At 70.0% G+C, this 20,965-nt stretch carries 17 protein-coding genes and 2 pseudogenes; 11 read left to right on the top strand and 8 right to left on the bottom strand.

Annotation, left to right across the window (positions count from 1 at the left end; all coding sequences use genetic code 11):
- Positions 1 to 216: 216 nt before the first annotated feature.
- Both ACWCP8_RS26135 and ACWCP8_RS26130 read left to right on the top strand, forming a co-directional pair.
- The gene (locus tag ACWCP8_RS26135; protein WP_352269052.1) at positions 217 to 2,079 is read left to right on the top strand and encodes an ABC transporter ATP-binding protein; all 1,863 of its coding nucleotides are present in this window, start codon (positions 217 to 219) and stop codon (positions 2,077 to 2,079) included.
- The gene (locus ACWCP8_RS26130) at positions 2,076 to 3,029 is read left to right on the top strand and encodes a serine/threonine-protein kinase (protein ID WP_451118483.1); all 954 of its coding nucleotides are present in this window, start codon (positions 2,076 to 2,078) and stop codon (positions 3,027 to 3,029) included. The genes ACWCP8_RS26135 and ACWCP8_RS26130 overlap by 4 nt, the downstream gene beginning before the upstream one ends.
- Here ACWCP8_RS26130 and ACWCP8_RS26125 read toward each other — a convergent pair.
- Positions 2,981 to 3,418, bottom strand: a complete 438-nt coding sequence (locus ACWCP8_RS26125; protein ID WP_352269050.1) for an ATP dependent DNA ligase — start codon at positions 3,416 to 3,418, stop codon at positions 2,981 to 2,983. The two genes, ACWCP8_RS26130 and ACWCP8_RS26125, sit on opposite strands and share 49 nt — an antisense overlap.
- 118 nt (positions 3,419 to 3,536) lie before the next feature.
- Positions 3,537 to 3,665 (bottom strand): annotated as a pseudogene (locus ACWCP8_RS26120) (ATP-dependent DNA ligase); the annotation flags it as partial.
- A gap of 167 nt (positions 3,666 to 3,832) precedes the next feature.
- On the opposite strand from ACWCP8_RS26120, the gene ACWCP8_RS26115 reads away from it, so the two are divergent.
- The 4 genes from ACWCP8_RS26115 (at position 3,833) to ACWCP8_RS26100 (ending at position 7,803) form a co-directional block, all read left to right on the top strand.
- Positions 3,833 to 4,252 (top strand): GNAT family N-acetyltransferase, encoded by a 420-nt coding sequence (locus ACWCP8_RS26115; RefSeq protein ID WP_451118481.1) that lies wholly within the window; start codon positions 3,833 to 3,835, stop codon positions 4,250 to 4,252.
- A 228-nt stretch (positions 4,253 to 4,480) separates the two neighbouring features.
- Positions 4,481 to 5,818: a hemolysin family protein gene (locus tag ACWCP8_RS26110; protein WP_352269047.1), complete on the top strand. Its 1,338-nt coding sequence runs from the start codon at positions 4,481 to 4,483 to the stop codon at positions 5,816 to 5,818.
- On the top strand, positions 5,815 to 6,834 hold the full coding sequence (locus ACWCP8_RS26105; protein ID WP_451118478.1) for a hemolysin family protein: 1,020 nt from the start codon (positions 5,815 to 5,817) through the stop codon (positions 6,832 to 6,834). The genes ACWCP8_RS26110 and ACWCP8_RS26105 overlap by 4 nt, the downstream gene beginning before the upstream one ends.
- Before the next feature lie 126 nt (positions 6,835 to 6,960).
- The gene (locus ACWCP8_RS26100; RefSeq protein ID WP_451118476.1) at positions 6,961 to 7,803 is read left to right on the top strand and encodes an SGNH/GDSL hydrolase family protein; all 843 of its coding nucleotides are present in this window, start codon (positions 6,961 to 6,963) and stop codon (positions 7,801 to 7,803) included.
- A 96-nt stretch (positions 7,804 to 7,899) separates the two neighbouring features.
- Here the strand turns inward: ACWCP8_RS26100 and ACWCP8_RS26095 are convergent, their stop codons facing one another.
- The 3 genes from ACWCP8_RS26095 to ACWCP8_RS26085 form a co-directional block, all read right to left on the bottom strand.
- Complete coding sequence (locus ACWCP8_RS26095; protein ID WP_352269042.1) at positions 7,900 to 9,048, bottom strand: glycosyltransferase; 1,149 nt, start codon at positions 9,046 to 9,048, stop codon at positions 7,900 to 7,902.
- A 208-nt stretch (positions 9,049 to 9,256) separates the two neighbouring features.
- Positions 9,257 to 10,003, bottom strand: coding sequence for a hypothetical protein (locus tag ACWCP8_RS26090; RefSeq protein WP_451118473.1), 747 nt, complete (start codon positions 10,001 to 10,003; stop codon positions 9,257 to 9,259).
- Positions 10,000 to 10,626, bottom strand: coding sequence for an RNA polymerase sigma factor (locus tag ACWCP8_RS26085; protein WP_352269040.1), 627 nt, complete (start codon positions 10,624 to 10,626; stop codon positions 10,000 to 10,002). The genes ACWCP8_RS26090 and ACWCP8_RS26085 overlap by 4 nt, the downstream gene beginning before the upstream one ends.
- A 393-nt stretch (positions 10,627 to 11,019) precedes the next feature.
- Here ACWCP8_RS26085 and ACWCP8_RS26080 point away from each other — a divergent pair, with 393 nt between their 5' ends.
- The 4 genes and pseudogenes from ACWCP8_RS26080 to mug all read left to right on the top strand — a co-directional run bounded on the left by ACWCP8_RS26080 (position 11,020) and on the right by mug (position 17,376).
- Complete coding sequence (locus ACWCP8_RS26080) at positions 11,020 to 13,737, top strand: FG-GAP-like repeat-containing protein (protein ID WP_451118471.1); 2,718 nt, start codon at positions 11,020 to 11,022, stop codon at positions 13,735 to 13,737.
- Positions 13,738 to 13,902: 165 nt separating this feature from the next.
- Positions 13,903 to 15,181: pseudogene (locus tag ACWCP8_RS26075) on the top strand (APC family permease).
- A gap of 175 nt (positions 15,182 to 15,356) precedes the next feature.
- The gene (purB, locus tag ACWCP8_RS26070) at positions 15,357 to 16,799 is read left to right on the top strand and encodes an adenylosuccinate lyase (RefSeq protein ID WP_451118469.1); all 1,443 of its coding nucleotides are present in this window, start codon (positions 15,357 to 15,359) and stop codon (positions 16,797 to 16,799) included.
- Positions 16,800 to 16,818: 19 nt separating this feature from the next.
- Complete coding sequence (gene mug / locus ACWCP8_RS26065; RefSeq protein WP_382832645.1) at positions 16,819 to 17,376, top strand: G/U mismatch-specific DNA glycosylase; 558 nt, start codon at positions 16,819 to 16,821, stop codon at positions 17,374 to 17,376.
- Positions 17,377 to 17,442: 66 nt separating this feature from the next.
- On the opposite strand, the gene ACWCP8_RS26060 is transcribed toward mug, so the two are convergent.
- From ACWCP8_RS26060 to ACWCP8_RS26050, 3 genes are all read right to left on the bottom strand, one after another.
- Complete coding sequence (locus ACWCP8_RS26060; protein WP_451118467.1) at positions 17,443 to 17,880, bottom strand: hypothetical protein; 438 nt, start codon at positions 17,878 to 17,880, stop codon at positions 17,443 to 17,445.
- A gap of 122 nt (positions 17,881 to 18,002) precedes the next feature.
- Positions 18,003 to 18,740, bottom strand: coding sequence for an ABC transporter permease (locus ACWCP8_RS26055; protein ID WP_451118465.1), 738 nt, complete (start codon positions 18,738 to 18,740; stop codon positions 18,003 to 18,005).
- Between the two features lie 2 nt (positions 18,741 to 18,742).
- A complete protein-coding gene (locus ACWCP8_RS26050; protein ID WP_352269031.1) occupies positions 18,743 to 19,681 on the bottom strand; it encodes an ABC transporter ATP-binding protein in 939 nt (312 codons plus the stop codon).
- 108 nt (positions 19,682 to 19,789) lie between these two features.
- Here ACWCP8_RS26050 and ACWCP8_RS26045 point away from each other — a divergent pair, with 108 nt between their 5' ends.
- Entirely contained in the window at positions 19,790 to 20,962 is a 1,173-nt protein-coding gene (locus tag ACWCP8_RS26045) for a sensor histidine kinase (RefSeq protein ID WP_451118463.1), read from the top strand.
- The last annotated feature ends 3 nt before the right edge of the window (positions 20,963 to 20,965 follow it).

The following is a 20,965-nucleotide window of genomic DNA, read 5'->3' as shown; positions in this document are numbered from 1 at the left end:
GAAGCCCATGGCGATCTTCAGTCAACTCATCCCCGCCAGACACCGTCACGAAAAGAGGGACATGACGTCGGGGCGCTCCGACAGCACCGGAAGGGACCGTCGTCGCCGTCGCCGTCGTCGTCACACCAACCACGGTCACCACTGGTGACCACAGAGGACGGCTGAGCGGCTCCGGCTCCTGGTCCGCTCAGCCGGCGATCCTTGAGGAACGCGTCAATGAGGCGTGACTCGCGGCATGTTGTGCGACGGCTGCTGTCGGTGGCCGACGACCCCGAGGCGGTCGTCGCCGCCGCGCCACCAGTCGCCCCACGTGAGGTGTTCCGGCGCTTCTGGCCCTATACACGCGGTGGCCGGCGCTGGCTCATCCCGATACTCGTCCTCAGCATGATCGGACCCGTCATCGACGCGGCCGAGATCTGGCTCTTCAAGACCGTGGTGGACGACGTCCTCGTTCCGCGCGATCTGCGTCCATTCCTCTGGATCGCCCTGGCGTACACAGGGCTCATCATCTGCTCCGGCGTTCTGGATTTCACCGACGACGTGATGTCCACCTGGGTCGGCGAGCGATTCCTGCTGGCCCTTCGGTCGGATGTGTTCCAGCACCTCCAGGGCCTCTCGCTCGGGTTCTTCGAACGACGGCGGTTGGGGGACGTGCTGTCGCGTATCACAGGCGATGTCGACGCAGTCGAGACGTTTCTCCTCTCCGGGGTGGCGAACGGCCTCTATTACGTGATCCGGTTGGGCGTCTTCCTCGGTCTGCTGTTCTACCTGCGATGGGATCTGACCGTCCTCGCGATCGTCATCGTGCCGCTCTTCTGGTGCGCGGCCCGGCACTTCTCCCGGCTGATCAAGGCCGCATCGCGGGAGCGGCGGCGGCGCAGCGGTTCGATCAGCGCGATCGCCGAGGAGTCGCTCGGCAATATCGCACTCGTGCAGGCGTACAACCGACAGGAGACGGAGGGGCGCCGGTTCGAACGCGAGAGCATGGGCAAGTTCCGCGCAGCGATGGCCTCGGCACGCATCCGCGCTGTGTACAGCCCGATCGTCGAGGTCATCGAGCTGACCGGCGCGCTGGCCGTCATGGGCCTGGGCACGTGGAAGTTGGCGCAGGGGCAGCTCACCCTGGGCGGGCTGCTGGTCTTCCTCGCGCTGCTGAGCAACCTCTACAGTCCGATCCGCGACCTGTCCCACCTCACGAACACGTTCTACGCGGCATCCGCCTCCGCCGAACGGATCATCGAGTTGCTCGACCAGCGCCCCCAGGTCGTCGAAGCCGCCGAGGCCCGGCGGATCGGGCGCGCCAGGGGCGACATCGAGTTCCGAGGCGTCTCCTTCCGCTATCCGGGTACGTCCCGGTGGGCGCTCTCCCACGTGTCGTTCCACGTGACACCCGGCACGACGCTGGCGCTGGTCGGCGCGAGCGGCGCCGGCAAATCCACGGTCGGAAAGCTGCAACTGCGCTTCTACGACCCGGATCAGGGGGCAGTCCTTCTCGACGGCACGGACCTCAGGGACCTGCGGTTGTCCGAGCTGCGCGAGAACATCGCGGTAGTACTGCAGGAGACGCTCGTCCTCCACGGCACCGTACGGGAGAACATTGCCTACGGCCGTCCGGACGCGGCAGAGGCGGACATCGTCGCGGCGGCCCGTGCCGCCGACGCCCATGACTTCATCCAGTTGCTCCCCGAGGGCTACGACACCGTGGTGGGGCAGCGTGGCCGGACGCTGTCCGGCGGGCAGGCCCAGCGCCTCGCGATCGCCCGCGCGATGGTCAGGGACGCACCCGTACTTCTCCTGGACGAACCGACCACGGGTCTGGACGCCGAGTCGGGCCGCCGGATCATGGAACCGCTTCGCCGGCTCATGGCCGGGCGGACCACTGTCGTCATCTCGCACAATCTGCTCACCGTCCGCGGCGCCACAGCCACCGTGGTGCTGGACCACGGCCGGATCGTCGAGCGCGGCACGCACGAAGACCTGCTGCTGCGTGGCGGGACCTACGCCCGGCTTCACCGGCTGAACGGAGTGACCGGCCCCGCCCTCGCCGGCTCCCCACCCCCGCGGAAGGTCCTCTCATGAGCCACGCCACAGCCCGACCGGCTCCGCCCCTCGCGCCAGGAACGAAACCCGCGCCGGGGTACGAGGTCCTGGCGCACCTGGCCCGGACCGGCTGGCTCGATCTCTACGACGCCTGGAGCGAGGAGCGCGACTGCCGATGCGTCGTGAAGGTCCTGCGCCCCGACCGCCGCCGCGAGGAGCAGCTGCGCGACCGGCTGCTGCGAGAGGGCCGTTGGCTCCGGACATTCACTCATCCGCACCTGGTCCGCGCGTACGAGACCTTCGAGTCGCCCGAGCCGCTCGTCGTGCTGGAAACGCTGACAGGCGAAACGCTGTCGCACCTCATCGGCCGGTTGCGCCGGCGGCCGGCCGCCGGGGACGTGGCCCTCCTCGGTGTGCATCTGTGTTCCGCGATGCACTACCTCCACGGTCACGGCCTGCTGCATCTGGACCTCAAGCCGTCCAACGTCGTGGTCGACTGCGGGCACGCCAAAGTGCTCGACCTCAGCGTCGCCCGAGCGCCCGGGACCGCCCCTCCGGGCGTCGGCACCTTCTGCTACCTGGCTCCCGAACAGGCGCGCGGCGGGCCGCTGTCGGCCGCGGCCGACGTGTGGGGCATCGGCGTCACCCTGTACGAAGTCGCCACCGGCGACGCGCCGTTCGACAGCGGCGAGACCATGGACGGGACCGACGACGGCGACGGCACGGGCGGCCAGGACGATTGGTATCCGCAGCTCGAAGAAGCTGCTCCGCCGATCAGGTCCCGCCGACGCCTCCCTCGTGAGCTCGCCACGGCCATCGACAGCTGCCTCCGGCCCGACCCGGCTGCCAGGCCGACGATCCCCGAGCTCGCCGCCGCCATCGACGCGACTCTGCCCTGGCAGCGGCGCCACATCGCCCCGTCATCGGTCGCCTCCGGTACTCAGTCCAGCCGGGTCAGGTCCGGCCGTAGCCGTTGCCGGACCGGATGACGCAGGCGGCCGGCGGCGGTCCACTCCGAGGCGGTGACCTCCGCGACCGGCCGCGGCTCGCCCCAGTGCGCGTCAGTCACCCGGACCGGGTCGGTGAACGGTGACGTCGGGCGCGCGATGACCGCCAGGTACGCGGCGAGTTCGGCCAGCTCACGCTCGGACATCCCCGACCCCACCGATCCTGCGTACCGCAGGCCGGCCGGCGTGTCCACGCCGACCAGAACCGCGCCCGGCACGTCCCCGGCCGCGCCCCGCCTCCGCGTCCAGCCGCCGATGACCACGTCCAGGGTCTCGACCCTCTTGGTCTTGTGCCAGTCGGGCGAGCGGGCCCCTGGCGTGCAGGGGGAGGACAGCCTCTTGGCGACCACGCCTTCCAGGCCCTCGCGCACAACGGCTTCCGTGCACGTATCCGGGCACCGACCAGTGCGGACCGGCCGGCCCCAGTCCTGACAGGACCCGGCGACGCTCGCGGTAGGAGGAGGCGAGCAGCGAGCAGCCGTCCAGGAACATCACGTCGAAGGCCACGGGCTGGACGGATGTCTGCTGTGCCAGGCGAGTGGCGTGGCGTGCGTTCGCCACACCCATCCGGCGCTGGAGCAACCCGAAGTCGGGTCGTCCCTCGGTGTCCAGGACCACGACCTCACCGTCGAGCAAGACACCCCTGCCACGCAGGATCCCGCCGAGCGCCCTTCGACGATCGAACGACGAACATGACTCCGCAGGCCCGGTCCAGGCGGCGGCTCTCGATTCCTCAGTGCCGAAAACGTTCGCCGAACGGGTCGGAGTTCTGATTGGCTCACCCAATGAGTGATCTCTACATCCGTTGTGCCGGCCTCTCGGACATCGACGCCGTGCTTCAGTTCTGGAGCGAAGCCGCAGAAGGAACCAGCGTCAGCGACGACTACGACGGGGTGGCCCGACTCATCTCGAGAGACCCCGAAGCCCTGCTTCTCGCCGAGCGTGACGGTCTTCTCGCGGGAACCGTCATAGCCGGTTTCGATGGTTGGCGATGCTCCGCCTACCGGCTGGCCGTGCACCCGGACCGCCGTCGGCAAGGCATCGCCACCGCCTTGCTGGAAGCAGCAGAACAACGATTCATCGACCTGGGCGGGCGACGGGTCGACGCCATGGTCCTGGAAGCCAACGAACGGGCGCACCACACATGGGCTGCCGCTGGCTATCACCGCGAGGATCACTGGCGACGCTGGGTGAAACCGCTGTAGGCACAGGCCAGGACTGCTCCGGATCAAGCCCCTGCGGGACCGAGAGCCGGTCGGCGAACACCCGCAGAGCAGATGACTTTGCCGACCCTTTACTATAGGTACACCGTCGACCCGTCCTCCCGAAAGGTGTGAGCGTCCGCCCATGGGCGAGCCTCCCAGTAGAAGCCGACATCGCCGACATCGAGCGATCCTCCTGTCCCTGCCCGATCATGGGACGGAGGTGAACCGATGACCGAAGTGCTCCTGCTGATCGTGGCGGTACTGCTCTCGCTCGCCTGCGGCGCCTTCGTCGCGGCCGAATTCTCCCTGACCACCGTCGAGCGCGGTCAGCTCGAAAGGGCGGTGACGCGGGGCGAGCGGGGCGCGGCCAGCGCCATGAAGGCGGTGCGCAGCCTCACCTTCCAGCTCTCCGGCGCGCAGCTCGGCATCACTGTCACCAATCTGGTCGTCGGCATGATCTCCGAGCCGTCGATCGCGAAACTGATCCGTGGTCCGGTCGAGGCGACCGGACTGTCCCCGAGTGTGGCGTCCTCGGTGGCGCTGGTGCTCGGAACGGCACTGTCCACGGTGTTCCTGATGGTCGTCGGCGAACTCGTCCCGAAGAACTGGGCGATCTCCTCGCCGCTCGCCATGGCAAAGACCGTGGCCACCCCGCAGCGGGCCTTCACCGCAGTCTTCCGGCCCTTCATCAGCCACCTCAACAACACGGCCAACCGGATCGTGCGCCGGGTCGGTCTCGAACCGACCGAGGAGCTGGCCTCCGCCCGCAGCCCGCAGGAGCTGGTGGCGCTGGCCCGTCACTCGGCGAAGGCAGGCGCGCTGGAAGCGGACACCGCGGAACTCTTCGTCCGCACCCTCAATCTCGCAGATCTGACCGCGGAGAATGTGATGACCCCACGGGTGCAGGTCACCGCGCTGGAGGTGCAGGCGACCGCCGAGGACGTCGCGAACGCCACCCGGGCGACCGGACTGTCCCGCTTCCCCGTCTACCGGGGCAGCCTCGACACCGTCGTCGGCGTCGCACACATCAAGGACGTGCTGGCGATCCCGGCCGAGGAGAGGCCACGTACGCGCGTGTCGGAGATGCTGCGCGAGCCCCTGCTCGTACCGGAGACCCTCACCGTGGACCGGCTGCTCGACCGGCTGTCCGGCAAGCTCGCGATGGCCGTGGTCATCGACGAGTACGGCGGCACGGCCGGAGTCGTCACGCTGGAGGACATCGTCGAGGAGGTGGTCGGCGAGGTACGCGACGAGCACGACCCGCACGAGACGCCGGACCTCGCACCGGCCGGTGAGGACGCCTACGGACGCACCCTTTGGTCGGCCGACGGCGCCGCCCGCACCGACCAGCTGCGGACCATCGGACTCCGGGTGCCGGAAGGACCGTACGAGACGCTCGCCGGACTGATCGCCACGGAGGTGGGCCGGATCCCGGCGGTGGGCGACTCCATCGAGCTGGCGGGCTGGCGGCTCGATGTGGCGGACGCCTCGGGGCGCCGTGCGGCGCGGGTACTGCTGCACGCACCGCTGCCCGGCTCCGACGACGGGACGGAGGACGGACGATGACTGCCGTCCAGCTCTTCATCGGTCTGCTGACCCTGGTCGCCAACGCGTTCTTCGTCGGCGCCGAGTTCGCGCTGATCTCCGTACGCCGCAGCCAGATCGAGCCCGAGGCCGAGGCCGGGAACCGACGGGCGCGGAGCGTCATCTGGGGTCTGGAGCATGTGTCGGCGCTGCTCGCGGCGGCGCAGCTGGGCATCACGCTGTGCACGCTGGTCCTCGGTATCGTCGCCGAACCGGCCATCGCGCACCTGCTGGAGCCCGTCTTCGACGTGGTGGGTATGCCGCACGGACTGGTCCATCCGATCTCGTTCGTGATCGCGCTGACCGTGGCGACGTACCTGCACATGCTGCTCGGCGAGATGGTGCCGAAGAACATCGCGCTGGCGGAGCCGGTGCGGACCGCGCTGCTGCTCGGTCCGCCGCTGGTCACCCTCGCCAGGGCGCTGCGCCCGGTGATCTTCACGGTGAACGCCTTCGCCAACGCCCTGCTGAAGCTTCTGCGGGTGGAGACGAAGAACGAGGTGTCCGCCACGTTCTCCGACGACGAACTGGCCCGTCTCGTGAAGGACGCCGGAGACGCCGGTCTCGTCGACGACCGCGCGGCCGAGCGTCTGCGGCATGCCCTGGAGCTGGGCCGTCGCCCGGTACGGGATGTGGTGCTGCCGGTCGACCAGGTGGTGTCCACCCGGGTCGGGACCACACCCGAGGAGCTGGAACGACTCTCGTACGAGTCGGGTTTCTCGCGTTTCCCGGTGATGGACAGCGAGCAGCGGATCCTGGGCTATCTCCATGTGAAGGACGCCCTGGACGCCACACCGCGTGATGTGCCGTTCCCGGTAACGGCCATGCGGCCGATCGCCCGGGTGCGGGCCGCGACGCCGCTCGACGATGCGCTGACCGCGCTGCGAAGGAGTCGCACACACCTCGCGGCGGTGCTCGACGAGGACGACAAGCTGGCCGGACTGGTCACGATGGAGGATGTCCTGCGCGAATTGGTGGGACGGCCGCAAGGACGCTGACAGGGCCGGCGTGGGCCGTGGTGACGGTCAGACGTACGCGCCGGCCCCACGGCCCGCACCGCCCGGTGGGCTCGGTCCGGTCTCCCTGAAAGGCGCCGGACCCCACCGCGATACGATCGCATCGCCATGGAAATGAATGCCTCCTACACCAGTCTTGTCGCGGTCGGCGACTCGTTCACCGAGGGCATGTCGGACCTGCTGCCGGACGGTTCGTACCGCGGCTGGGCCGATGTCCTCGCCGGTCGGCTCGCCACCCGCTCCCCCGGGTTCCGGTACGCGAACCTCGCCGTACGCGGAAAGCTGATCCGCCAGATAGTCGACGAGCAGGTCGAGGCGGCGGTCGCCATGCAGGCGGATGTCGTCACGCTCGTCGGCGGTCTCAACGACACGCTGCGGCCGAAGTGCGACATGGGCATGGTGCGGGGGCAGCTGGAAGAGGCCGTGGAGCGTCTCGCGCCGACGTGCAAGAAGCTGGTGCTGATGCGCAGCCCCGGTCGCAACGGCCCGGTGATGGAGCGGTTCCGTCCGCGCATGGAGGAGCTGTTCACCCTGGTCGACGAGTTGGCGAACCGCCACGGTGCGCTGGTCGTCGATCTGTACGGAGCTCCGGCGCTGGGAGATCCCCGGCTGTGGGACGTCGACCGGCTGCACCTGACCGACGAGGGACACTGCAGAGTTGCCGAGGCGGTCTGGCAGACGTTGGGGCTTCCGGCCGAGAACGACTGGCAGACGCCGCTCCCCGCCGCCGTACCTCCGCGGTGGACGACGCGGCGCGTCGACGACCTCCGCTTCGCGCGCCGGCATCTGGCTCCATGGATCGGTCGGCGTCTGACCGGCCGGTCGTCCGGCGACGGACGGACGGGCGCCCAGTTCAGCGCCGAGCTCGGGAAGGCCTTCTGGGTCACCCCCGAGGACGACCGGGACCCGGGCCCGGTCGCGATGTGGCGCCCGGTGGACGGCGCCCGCTAGGGAAGGCCTGTCGGGGCTGCTGGGCGCTGCTGCCGTAGCTCTCGAACCGGTCACCCGCTTCGGATCCGACAGCCGTCGCCCCGGACTGCCGATGTGTCAGGCGTGGCAGGTGCTGCAGCTGTTGTCACTGAGGTGTGGGCCCCGGCGCCAGTCCGGGGGTGACGCCCATGACGCGTTGCGGGAGGCCTGACGTTGTTCGCCGAACTCGCGGTTGCTGAGCGTCTGCCTGCGATGGGCATCAGGGAGGTCCGGCATCGACAGGAGCCGGTCGCAGGCCCTGAGCGAACCCTCGATGTCCCCGACCCAGTAGGCAGTGATCGAGTACTCGAAGAGCAGCCCCCATCGATACACCCACGGCTGGATGAACAGCAGGTCGTCCGGCGGTTCCCGGTCGAGCCCGGCGCAGACGAACGCGTGCGCGGCACGGTGGCGGCCGAGGCCGCGCAGCCGCGAGGAGAGTTCGTAGCAGGCCTCGAGCCGTTGCGGCCGCGACTCCCAGGCACGCGAGAGCGCGTCCATCGCGGCCGGCCAGTCGTCGGCATCGGCCTTGAGGATCCCGGCCTGCAGCAGCGAGTAGTACACCTCCTCGCCCCAGCCGCCCATCCGCGCGCGGCGCTCGTACAGGGCGATCGCCTTGTCCCTCTCGCCGAGATCCCGCATGGTCTGCGCCAGATGGAAGACCGTCCGGGTGTTGGCGGGGTCGCGCTCGAGTTCGGCACCGAGCAGGCGTGCATCGCGCTCGAACTTTTCGTGCCGCGTTCCCCCGTCGGCGTGGTCCTCGATGACGAGCGCGTCGAAAGTCTGCGGGTCGTCGCGCTGGTCGGAGGTGAGGTACTCATGGGTGACGCCTTCGTACCGCCAGGCGATGTCGCCGCGTACCAGACGCTTGATGCGGCACTCGGTCGCGCCTTCGTGCCTCAGCAGGTACGAGTCGGCGGTCAGCGGGGACAGCGGCCCGTGTCTGTGGATCACCAGATCGGCGTCGAGGAGGAGCAGATAGTCGGCCTTGGCGTGGGCGTGCCTGATGTTCAGGCTCCGGTTGTGGCCGAAGTCCACCCAGGGCTCCTCGTGTAGCTCGCCCGGGATGCCGTCGAGTGCGGTACGGATCAGCTGCTGTGTTCCGTCGCTCGAACCCGTATCGGAGATCACCCAGGTGTCGATCAGGTCGCGAACGGAGGCGAGGCAGCGCTCGATGACGTGGGCCTCGTTCTTGACGATCATGCACAGGCAGATGGACGGCTTCACGGCAACACCAATCCCGGACGTACGAGTCCGGGCGACCCTATTGACGGGGCGTCCGGGAGCGGTGGCGGCTCGCCGGTGCCGCGGCCCGGATCAGTTGTCTCGTACGTACCCGTCGGGGCGGAGCGTCACAGGGCGTGCAGCGTCCCGCTGTTGGGCTCGGGGCACACAGGACTCCGCGTGTCGTGCGTCCGCGCCGACGGGTCCGGGCTCAGCGCGCGTCGGAGTTGCCCCGGGTGTCGTTCCCGGGTCCCTCAGCCGCTCCCGGGTCCGCCGGGATCGGTTTCGCCTTCTCCCTCTTGCCGGACCCGCTCCCCTTCGATGGCTGAGCAGCGAGGAGGCCGTCGCAGTAGTCCGGCACGGCCGACGCGCCACCGGCCGCCGACGCCAGCCGGTCGAAGGCCGTCGCGTCCGCGGCCTTCCCGCTGTCCTGCACCTGGCGGTACGCACGGCAGAGCGCCGTATCGTCCTGTGCCTGGCCGGGGTGGCTGGAAGCAGGCCCGGTGGCCGGGGTGTCCGTGGGCCCTTGTTGCGTACGGTCCGCGCGCGGCGTCGGCGTACCCCTATGACTGTCGCCGGGCGTGGCGGGCTCACTGTTCGCCGGGTGCGCGGGGTGCGGCCGGTCGTGGCCGCCCTCACCGAACGGTCCCGGCATCGCCCCTGAACCGGCGGCCACCGCGACCCCACCCAGAGCCACCGCCGCCGTGAGGCCGGCGAGCACGGCCCGGACCGAGCGCACTCCGCGCCACCGCTCGACCGGACGCCAATCGTCGCGCCGACGGCGCCGCAGCGGCGACACCGATGCGTGTGCGCCCTCGTCGCGCGCCGCCCGGAACGCATCGAGCGCCCGCTTCTCGGCAACGGGGCCGGCTTCCCCGGCGCGCTGCGCAGCTGCCAGCAGGGCGGCCACTTCGGGGGTTACCGGCATTCCGGTCGCCCGCTGCGTCTCATCTCTCATGTCTCATCTCTCAGCGTGCGCCGCGCCGCAGACGTCACAGTGCCCGATCCCGCCGAGGTCATGCGCTCGGCCAGTCGCTTCAGTCCACGGTAGGCGGAGGTGCGTACGGCCCCGGCTCGCTTGCCGAGCACACGCGCCGTCGCGGGGCCGTCGAGGCCGACGACGACGCGCAGCAGAACGGCTTCCGCCTGCTCCCGCGGCAACTGCCCGATGAGCGTGAGCGCCTGCTCGGTGGAGAGCGTTTCCAGGGCGGCCGCGGCCGTGTCGTGACCACTGGGCAGTTCGAGGACGTCCTGCTCCAGGAATGCGGTGCGCGGCCGCCGCTTCTGTCTGCGCAGATGGTCCAGCGCCCGGTGCCGGGCGATCGTCGCGGTCCAGCCGCGGAACCCGGCCCCGTCTCCGCGGAACCGCCCGAGATCGCGGGAGATCTCCAGCCAGGCGTCGGAGGCCACGTCCTCGCCGTCCTCGCCGACCAGGCCCCGTACGTAGCCGAGCAGCCCGGGATGGACCATCCGGTACGCCACCGCGAAGGCTTCCTCGTCCCCCTGCTGGGCCCGCTCCACCGCAGCGCCGAGCTCGGCGTCATCCACTTTCCCGCGGTGTTGTTCCCCGCCGTTGGTCACACTTTCCTCTTCGTACCGACTGCGTCAGACGCGCGCCGCCCCGACACCGCTCACGGTGCCCATGCCCCCGGGCCCGCGAGCCTCTCAACTACTTCTGCGTGACGGCGCACAGAAGTGTCACAGCAAGGGGTTTCGCAATGACGAAACGCACTGACCGGGCCTGCCGCCGCCGGGGCAGACGTGAAGCGCAGCCAGGAGGACGCACCCGAGGCCTGGAAGCCTCAAGAGCCCGACAAGTCATGTGACTCACAGCACACTTCGCCGACCCGTGTGACGTTTCGACCCCTGGGTGCGCTGGGTACACCAGGCCGCCCGTGTGACGGGTGTGTCTCGAGCAAACTTCTCGGAGGGGTGGGGCATTTGAGCCCGCGCACGTCGCATGCGTACAGACCGATGAGCCTGAAGCGCCGCGCCTGGCTGACCGTCGGCGCTGTCGTTCTCGGTGGGGCCGGAGTGGTGACGGTGGCGATAGCCAATCCGTCCGACGGCCCGGCAGGACCCAAGGGACCGGAGGTCCGGCCGGCGAAGCTGCGGTCGGTGGCGATTGACGGCGGCACGGCCACGGAGCGGCAGTTGCCGGCCACGAACACCGCAGCGTTCTCGATGGTCGGCATCGGCTGGGACGGCGCGGCAAAGGTCGGCGGCACCGCCGAAGTGCGTACGCGGGCTGCCGGGACCGGCAAGTGGTCGCCCTGGCGTGAGCTGGAGGTGTCGGCCGACGGGCCGGACGGGCGGGAGCAGGCAGCCGCCAACCGGGCCACCGAGCCGATGTGGGTCGGGGCGTCGGACGCCGTGCAGGTGAAGGTGGGGTCGGGCCGGCCGGGCAAGGCACTGCCGAAGAACCTGAAGCTGCACATGGTCGACCCCGGGGTCAGCAAGGCCGAGTCCAAGAACCCGGCGGAGGCGACCCTCGCACCCAGCGGTCCTGAGAACGCGGCGTTCGCACTGGAGGGGACCCCGACTCCCACCGCGTCGGACACCGCCGGCGCTCCCACGGACACCGCCACGCCGACCGATCCCGCAACGCCGTCGGCCACGGTGACCGCCGCACCCACGGAGACCGCCACCGGCACCCCGACGGAGACGGCCACGGGCACCCCGACGGATACCGCGACGGCCACCCCCACGGACACGGCCACCCCCTCCCCCGTACCCACCGCGCCGCCGTCGACCGTCAACCGGCCGCCGATCATCAGCCGCGCCCAATGGGGCGCCGACGAGTCGCTGGTCGAGGATCCGCCCGAGTACATCGACAAGGTGCAGGCGGTCTTCATCCACCACACCGTCGACACGAACAACTACAGCTGCGGCGACTCGGCCGCGATGGTCCGCGCGATCATGACATACCACGTGAAGACCGAAGGCTGGAACGACCTCGGCTACAACTTCCTGGTCGACAAGTGCGGCCAGATCTTCGAGGGCCGCGCCGGCGGCACAGATCTCCCGGTCAAGGGCGCGCACACATACGGCTTCAACTCGTACTCGACAGGCATCTCCCTGCTCGGCAACTTCGAGACGGGCAAGCCGACGCCGGCCGCGCTCCAGTCCGCGGCGCGCATCGCCGCGTGGAAGCTCGGCCAGTACGGTGTCGGCCCCACCGCCAAGGTGACGCTGACCCGCCTCGTCACCGACGCCGACGGCAACACCCAGCCCGACGGTGACGTCACGTTCAACACCATCGCCGGACACCGCGACGGCTTCGCCACCGCATGCCCCGGTGCGAACCTGTACGCCAAGCTCGGTGCCATCCGGACGTACGCGACCAACGGCACCCGCAACGCCGCGATCCCGACCAGCGACTTCAACCGGGACGGCATCACCGACCTGGTCGTCGGCCTCCCGAAGGCGGCGAGCAGCAGCGGAAGCGTCAGCGTGCTGCCCGGCACCGAGGACGGCCCGAGCTCGACGGCGAAGCGGACGCTGAACCAGAGCAGTGCGGGGGTGCCCGGCAGCTCCGAGGCGGGCGACCTGTTCGGCTCGTCCGACGCCTGGGGCGACGTGAACGGCGACGGGTACGCCGACCTGGTCATCGGTGGGCCCGGCGAGGACATCACGCAGGCCGACAACGGCACGGTCGTCGTGATGTACGGCCCCGCCCTCACCACCGGCAAGAGCTATTCGGTCACCGCTTCGGGCCGGATCGGCGGCGAGAATCTCGGTACGACCGTCACCTCGGGCGACTTCAATGCCGACGGCAAGGCTGACATCTTCTCCGTAGCGCCGGGCAAGCCCGGCCGCTGGTGGGCCTGGGACGGCAAGACCGGTGCGGCCAAGTCCGGTTACCTGAACACCGCCGCGTACACCGCTGCCGTGGGCTACGCGGCCGCGGTCACCGGCGACTTCAACAAGGACGGCTACGCGGACACCGCCGTCAGCTACCGCGACCCGAGCGGCATCGGACGCCTGCTGTGGCTGAAGGGGTCCACCACCGGGCTCCAGCGCGTCGGCATCCTCGACGCCCGCGGCGGACGCGCGCTGGCCGCCGGTGACATCAACGGCGACGGCGCCACCGACCTGGCGGTCGGCCAGCCGTCCGCCACCGAGTCCGGACATACCGCCAAGGGCGGCGCGGTCACGGCCGTGTTCGGTTCGGCCACCGGACTGACCTCGACCGGCCGCAAGACGATCCACCAGGACACCACCGGTGTACCGGGCACCGGCGAGACCGGCGACGACATGGGAGCGTCCGTCTCCATCGGCGATGTCGACCTCGACGGGTACGGCGACATTCTCACCGGCGCGCCGGGCGAGGACATCACCCGCAGCGGCGTGAACGAGAGCAACGCCGGCCAGGTCTTCCTGATCCGCGGCTCCGCCACCGGCCCCACCGGCACCGGGGCCGTCGGATACAGCCAGGACACCACGGGCATCCCCGGCTCCACCGAACCAAACGACCGCCTCGGCTCGTCCGTGTCCCTCACCGACCTCTCCGGCTACAGCCGGGCGGACATCGCGATCGGCGCAGACGGCGAGGACGCCAACAACGGCACGATCCTGCAGATCGACAACACCAGCACCTCTGGAATCAAGGCGGACACCGGCCTCTACTACGGGGTGTCGGCGCTCGGTTCATCCACCGGGATCCGGATCGGACTGACTCTGGCCCCGTAACTCCCCGGTCCCGCACCGGACACAGACACCGGAGCCCCTCGGCCTGACCCGAGGGGCTCCGGTCATGTGGCACGGCAGACGGCCACCGTCTCGTCACCCTCGGTCTGTACGGTGCGCCGGTACAGCGGTGCAGGTGAGGCAAGGGACAAGCGCGAGGTGGATGCGATGGCTGGTGCGGCGGGCGGTGGTGTGAACAGCGGTACGGGCGCCAACGGATTGAGGCGCCGCCTGGGGGTCTTCGATGCGGTGGTCATCGGCCTGGGCTCGATGATCGGAGCAGGTGTCTTCGCCACGCTCGCTCCGGCCGCCCGCGCGGCAGGGTCGGGGCTTCTGATCGGTCTGGCAGTGGCCGCGGTCGTGGCGTAGTGCAATGCCACGTCGCCGGCGCGGCCCGCTATCCGGCCTCCGGCGGCACGTACGTCTACGGGCGGGAGCGTCTGGGCGAGTTCTGGGGCTACCTGGCAGGCTGGAGTTTCGTCGTCGGGAAGACGGCCTCCTGTTCGGCCATGGCCCTGACCGTCGGCTCCTACGCCTGGCCGGGACAGGCCCGTGCAGTGGCGGTCGGCGCGGTGGTGGCGCTCACCGTCGTGAACTGTCTGGGGGTTCAGAAGTCCGCCTGGCTGACCAGGGTGATCGTGGCCGTGGTCCTCGCGGTCCTCGCCGCTGTCGTCACCGCGTGCCTCACCGGCGGCGTCGTCCAGGCGTCCCGGCCGGCACCGGGTTCCGACGCCACGGTGAGCGGAGTGCTGCAGGCCGCTGGGCTGCTGTTCTTCGCATTCGCCGGATACGCCCGCATCGCCACGCTGGGCGAGGAGGTCCGGGAACCGGCTCGCACGATTCCGCGAGCCATCCCCGTGGCTCTCGGGATCACACTGATCGTGTACGCGGCCGTCGGCGTGGCGGTGCTGTCGGTCCTCGGGCCCGCCCGGCCGGCCGATGCCACAGCACCACTGGCGGAGGCAGTCCGTACCGCCGGCGCCCCCGGACTGGTGCCGGTGGTCCGTGCAGGTGCGGCGGTCGCCGCGCTCGGTTCGCTGCTCGCACTGCTGCTCGGGGTCTCCCGTACGACGCCGGCGATGGCCCGCGACCGCCACCTGCCGCACGTCCTGGCCGCCGTCCATCCCCGTTTCGCCGTCCCCCGCCGCGCCGAAGTCGCCGTTGGCGCGGTCGCCGCTCTCGTCGCCGCCACCGGCGATGTCCGCGGCGCGATCGGGTTCTCCTCCTTCGGCGTGCTGCTGTACTACGCCATCGCCAACGCGGCCGCCCTCACCCTCACACCGGCCGAGGGCCGTCCCTTGCGCGCGGTTCCGGTCCTCGGTCTGGCCGGCTGCCTGGTCCTCGCTGTCACCCTTCCCGTGCCGTCGGTGCTGTCGCGGGCGCGGCGGTGGCGCTGCTCGGCGCGGCTGCCTACGGCCTCCGCAGGGGCCGTACCGCGCGTTTCTGAAGCGGGCGGGCCCACAAGCCCGGGTGAATGCGGGCTGCGGAGCATGCTGAGGCATACCGAATGACCCGAAGCCGGGGTCCGGGCGGCTTCCCTCGCACGGGAGACCGCGTTCGTAGTAAGCCACAAACCGGGCCGCGGCGCTGGCCTGCAGAAACCGCCAGTAGAATCTGGACACGTGACTGCTGTGTCTGCGAAGCCTCGCATCCCCAATGTCCTGGCCGGCCGCTATGCCTCCACCGAGCTGGCCGTCCTCTGGTCCCCCGAGCAGAAGGTGAAGCTGGAGCGCCAGCTGTGGCTGGCGGTGCTGCGCGCTCAGAAGGACCTCGGGATCGAGGTGCCCGACGCAGCCCTCGCCGACTACGAGCGGGTCCTCGACCAGGTCGACCTGGCGTCCATGGCCGAGCGTGAGAAGGTCACCCGGCACGACGTGAAGGCACGGATCGAAGAGTTCAACGCTCTCGCCGGGCACGAGCAGGTCCACAAGGGCATGACGTCCCGGGACCTCACCGAGAACGTCGAGCAGCTGCAGATCCGGCTCTCGCTCGAGCTGATGCGTGACCGCACGGTGGCCGTGCTGGCCCGGCTCGGCAGGCTGGCCGGCGAGTACAGCGAGCTGGTCATTGCCGGTCGCTCCCACAATGTCGCCGCCCAGGCGACCACCCTCGGCAAGCGCTTCGCCACCGCCGCGGACGAGCTGCTCGTGGCGTACGGACGGCTCGAGGACCTGCTGGGCCGCTACCCGCTGCGCGGTATCAAGGGCCCCGTCGGCACGGCGCAGGACATGCTCGACCTGCTGGGCGGCGACGCCGCGAAGCTCGGCGAGCTGGAACAGCGCATCGCCGGCCACCTCGGCTTCGGTCAGGCCTTCACCTCCGTCGGCCAGGTCTACCCCCGCTCGCTCGACTACGACGTGGTGACCGCGCTGGTGCAGCTGGCCGCCGCACCTTCGTCCGTCGCGAAGACGATCCGGCTGATGGCCGGGCACGAGCTGGTCACCGAGGGCTTCAAGCCGGGTCAGGTCGGCTCGTCCGCGATGCCGCACAAGATGAACACCCGCTCCTGCGAGCGTGTCAACGGCCTGATGGTGATCCTCCGCGGCTATGCCTCGATGACCGGTGAGCTGGCGGGCGACCAGTGGAACGAGGGTGATGTGTCCTGCTCCGTGGTCCGCCGGGTGGCACTCCCGGACGCCTTCTTCGCGTTCGACGGTCTGCTGGAAACCTTCCTCACGGTGCTCGACGAGTTCGGGGCGTTCCCCGCGGTCGTGGCCCGCGAATTGGACCGGTACCTGCCGTTCCTCGCCACGACCAAGGTGCTGATGGGTGCCGTCCGCGCCGGTGTCGGCCGCGAGGTCGCGCACGAGGCGATCAAGGAGAACGCGGTCGCCTCCGCCCTGGCCATGCGCGAGCAGGGCACGGAGCGCAACGAGCTGCTGGACAAGCTGGCTGCCGACGACCGCATCCCGCTGGACCGCGCCCAGCTCGACACCCTGATGGCCGACAAGCTCTCCTTCACGGGAGCGGCGGCCGCCCAGGTCACCGCGCTCGTCGCCCGGATCGAGGAGATCACCAAGCGGCACCCGGAGGCCGCCGGATACACGCCGGGCTCCATCCTCTGACGGCCGAAACCAGGACCGGATGACACCCGAAGAGCTCCAGGCCGCCCGCAACCGCACCGTTCCCGATGTGGTCGCGGGTGGCCTGCGTGTGTTGTTCTGCGGAATCAACCCGAGCCTGATGACCGGCGCCACGGGACATCATTTCGCCCGCCCCGGCAACCGCTTCTGGCCGGTGCTCCACCTGTCGGGCTTCACCCCCCGCCAGTTGAAGCCATCGGAACAGAACGAGCTGCTCGACCACAGCCTGGGCATCACCAATGTGGTGGCCCGCGCCACGGCGCGCGCCGACGAACTGGCGGCCGAGGAGTTCCGCGAGGGCGGTGTCATCCTGGCGGCCAAGGTCGAGCGTCTGCGACCGCAGTGGCTGGCCGTTGTGGGCGTCACGGCTTACCGGACCGCCTTCGGTGACCGACGCGCGCAGATCGGCCCGCAGGACAGGACGATCGGCGGTGCTCGGGTCTGGGCCCTGCCCAACCCCAGCGGCCTGAACGCCCATTGGACCGCTCAGACCATGGCCGAGGAGTACGGACGCCTCCGTGCGGCCGTCGACTCGGCCAGTCCCGGTCTTTCGGGCTGAGACTCGGACCGCTCGGACCACTGGGACCGCTCGGACCGCTCCGACCGGGATGGGCAGCGTCGCCAGTCAGGGCGGGTCGATCTCCGTGACCACGACGCTCAGTTCGCAGCCGGGGCCCTCCTCGTCCAGATGGAGTCCCATCGCGATCCACCGGTCCTCGATGCGCCAGAGTTGCAGGAATTCGCATCCGACGACCGGATCGGTCCAGGGCTCCGGTATCTCCTCGCCTGCCATCATCCGCTCCTGCGCACTCCACAGACTGATCATCTGCGGCTCACCCCAGCGCCCCGTGAGCAGCGTCAGCAGCGCGTCGTGCTCCGCAAGACACTGTGCCCGGTGCTCCAGACGCCCTGCCTCGTCGTCGTCCCCGTGCTCGTCGTCCGCGTGCAAGGACACCATGTGGTAACCGGGCCCGCTGACTCCTGAGCCCGACTGGATACGCTCCGCGGGGAAGTCCCGGGCGCGCATCCCGTCGATGAGGCGGAGGTGATCTGCGGTCGTCATACCGCCAGTAAACCGCCCGGCACTGACAATCACTTCCCTGGCCTGAGCCTTGAGGGTTTTTCAGCCGCCTCGCGGCGATGGACGGCGCGCCACCAGGGTTCTGACAGTGGGCAGTCCGGCCCTCAGGCGTCCCTGCGCCGCATCGCCCACCAGCCCGCCAGCAGCGCGGCTCCCGCCCACGCCGCTGTGACTGCAAGCCCCGTCCACGGCCCGAGGCTCCCCTCCGGATTCTGGTGCAGCACCAACTGCCCTGCCCGGTCGGGCAGATATTGCGCGACGCCGCCCGCGATGTCTCCGACCACGAAGGAGACGATCAGGATGAACGGGATGAGCAGACTGAGAACGGCGACGGCGCTGCGCAGCAAGACCGTCAGGCCGGCCGCGAGCAGGGCCATCAGGGCCAGATACATACCTCCGCCGAGAGCAGCTCGCAGGGCTCCGGGTTCCCCCAGGCCGATCGCGTACTCCCCCATGAACAACTGCCCCACCAGGAACGCGGTGAAGCTGGTGACGAGCCCGATGACCAGGGCGAGTGTACCGACGAGGGTCATTTTGGCTGCGTAGAAGAGGTCACGGTGCGGCACTGCGGCGAGCGATATCCGCAGGGCACCGTTCAGGTACTCCGAGGAGAGCGCGGTCGCGCCGAAGCTGATGGCCGCGATCTGGCCGAAGTTCAGCGCGTAGAAGGCGCCGAAGACCGGATCGGCATCCGGGTTGTCCGCCTCGGCCTGGCCGACGGTGGCGAACGCGAGCACAGTGACGGCGAGTGTCGCCAGAAAGACCGCTATCAGCGAGCCGGCCACGGACCGTACCGATCTGATCTTGATCCACTCGGATCGGAGCACTGCGATGGTCGACATGGTCAGGCCTCCTGACGAGTGGTGGGTGAGGTGGCTGCGGACGCGAATTCCGTCGCGTCGGCGGTGAGGTCGAGATAGGCCTGCTCCAAGGTGGCCTGTTCGTCGGTGAGTTCAAGGATGGGGATGCCTTCGAGGGCGGCTATGGGACCGATCTCCACCGCCTTGGCCCCTTCGACGCTCCAGCGCCCGTCGTCGCCCTGCGACAAGGCGTATCCCTTGCGGGTCAGCACGTCACGGAGTCGGCTGGACTCGGTCGTGCGTACGCGCACGCGCGGGCGGCTGCGGGAGTCGAGGAACTCCTGCATCGGCAGGTCGACGAGGAGTCTGCCCCGGCCGAGGACCACGAGGTGGTCGGCGAACGACGACGTCTCGTTCATCAGGTGGCTGGAGACCAGAACCGTGCGGCCCTCGCGGGCCAGCCGCTTCATCAGTTCACGGATCCAGACAATGCCTTCCGGGTCCAGCCCGTTCGACGGCTCGTCGAGCATCACGACTTCCGGGTCACCGAGCAATGCGGCCGCGATACCCAGACGCTGTCGCATGCCGAGCGAGAACGTTTTGATCCGGTGACCGCCGACCCGGCCGAGCCCCGCCTCCTCCAGTACCTCTTCGACCCTGGTGGGAGCTATGCGGTTACTGGTGGCGAGAGCCAGCAGATGGTTCCGCGCGGTCCGCGAGCCGTGGGCGGCCTGCGCGTCGAGCAGCGCGCCCACCCGGCGCAGCGGATCGTGGAGCGTGGTGTATGCCCGGCCACCGATCCTGGCCGTGCCGCCCGTCGGCCGGTCCAGACCGAGGACAAGTCTCATGGTGGTGGACTTGCCGGCGCCGTTGGGGCCGAGGAAGCCGGTGACCCGGCCGGGTAGCACGCTGAACGTGAGACGGTCCACCGCGCGAGTGGCCCCGTATGCCTTGGTGAGCTCATGGACGTCGATGCTGGTCATGTCCTCAGCCTGACGGCCGCGCCCAGCTCCTGACCTCCCCCGCCGGAGGGGATCATCTCCCTCGCTCGGGGGAGCCGCCGCGCTCGGGGCCACTGACACGATGGCAGCATGCGCCGCTTCCTCCGTCCGCTGACCGACCCTGTCACCTACACCCGCTGGCTGCATCTGCTCATTCCGACCGCGATCGTCAGCGTGTGGCTGTTCATTTCCCCCGATACACCGTGGGCGCCGATGGTCTTCGCCGTGCCGGTGGGACTGCTGCCCGCCATGCGGCTCGCCGAGGGCGTCCAGGCGCAGTTGTTGCTCACACCTGACGAGCGGGGCAGTCCCGACGCATCGATCTCTGCCGCGTCCGCGGTGACCTGGGCGGACCGCTGGCGGACCGTGGCCTGGCTGGAAGTGCGGCTGTTGCTCTCCGGCGTGGCGACGTTCGCAACGGTGTGGCTGCCCGCAACGGCGGTCGACCTCGTGCTCACCGTGACCGATGCGGGCCCGAGCGGGGATTGGCTCCTCCGCTGGGTGGAGCCGCACTCGTGGTACATCCTGTTCGTGCCGTTGCCGCTGCTGGTGCTGCTAACCGTCATGGTGGTGTGCGGCGAGCTGGTCACGGGCGCTGCGCGGTGGCTGCTCAGCCAGTCGCCGGTGGAGCGGCTGACCGCACTGGAGGAGCGCACCGAGCAGCTGCTGGAGCGCAATCGCATCGCGCGCGAGCTCCACGACTCGATCGGGCATGCCTTGACCGTCGCGGTCGTCCAGGCGGGCGCGGCGCGGGCGGCGAAGGACCCTGAATTCACCGAGCGGGCGCTGGCCGCGATCGAGGAGACGGGCCGGGATGCGCTGGACGATCTGGAGCGGGTGCTGCGGGTGCTGCGCGAGTCGGACGCACCGGTGAGTCAGCGGCCGACGCTTGCCGAGGCGGACCGGCTGCTGGAGTCGGCGCGCGGCTCCGGGGCGAAGGTCGATGCCGAGATGTCCGGTCCGGTGGAGCTGGTGCCGGGGCCGGTGTCGCGCGAGGGCTATCGGATCCTGCAGGAAGCTCTCACCAATGTCTTGCGCCACTCCGGGACCGTCCCCGTACGGGTACGCATCACGGTGGCGGACGGCTGGCTCGAGCTGGAGGTGGCGAATCCACTCACCGAATCGCCGGGCCAGCCCGGGGGCGGAAGCGGGCTGCGGGGCATACGCGAACGGGCCGCGCTCCTGGGCGGAAAGGCCAAGACCGGTCCGTACGACGGTGAGTGGCGGGTGCACGCAAGCCTCCCGCTGGACCGCCTAGGCTGACCG

It is taken from the genome of Streptomyces sp. NPDC002206 (genome assembly GCF_053593595.1).
This window is presented reverse-complemented; position numbering and strand designations above follow the sequence as displayed.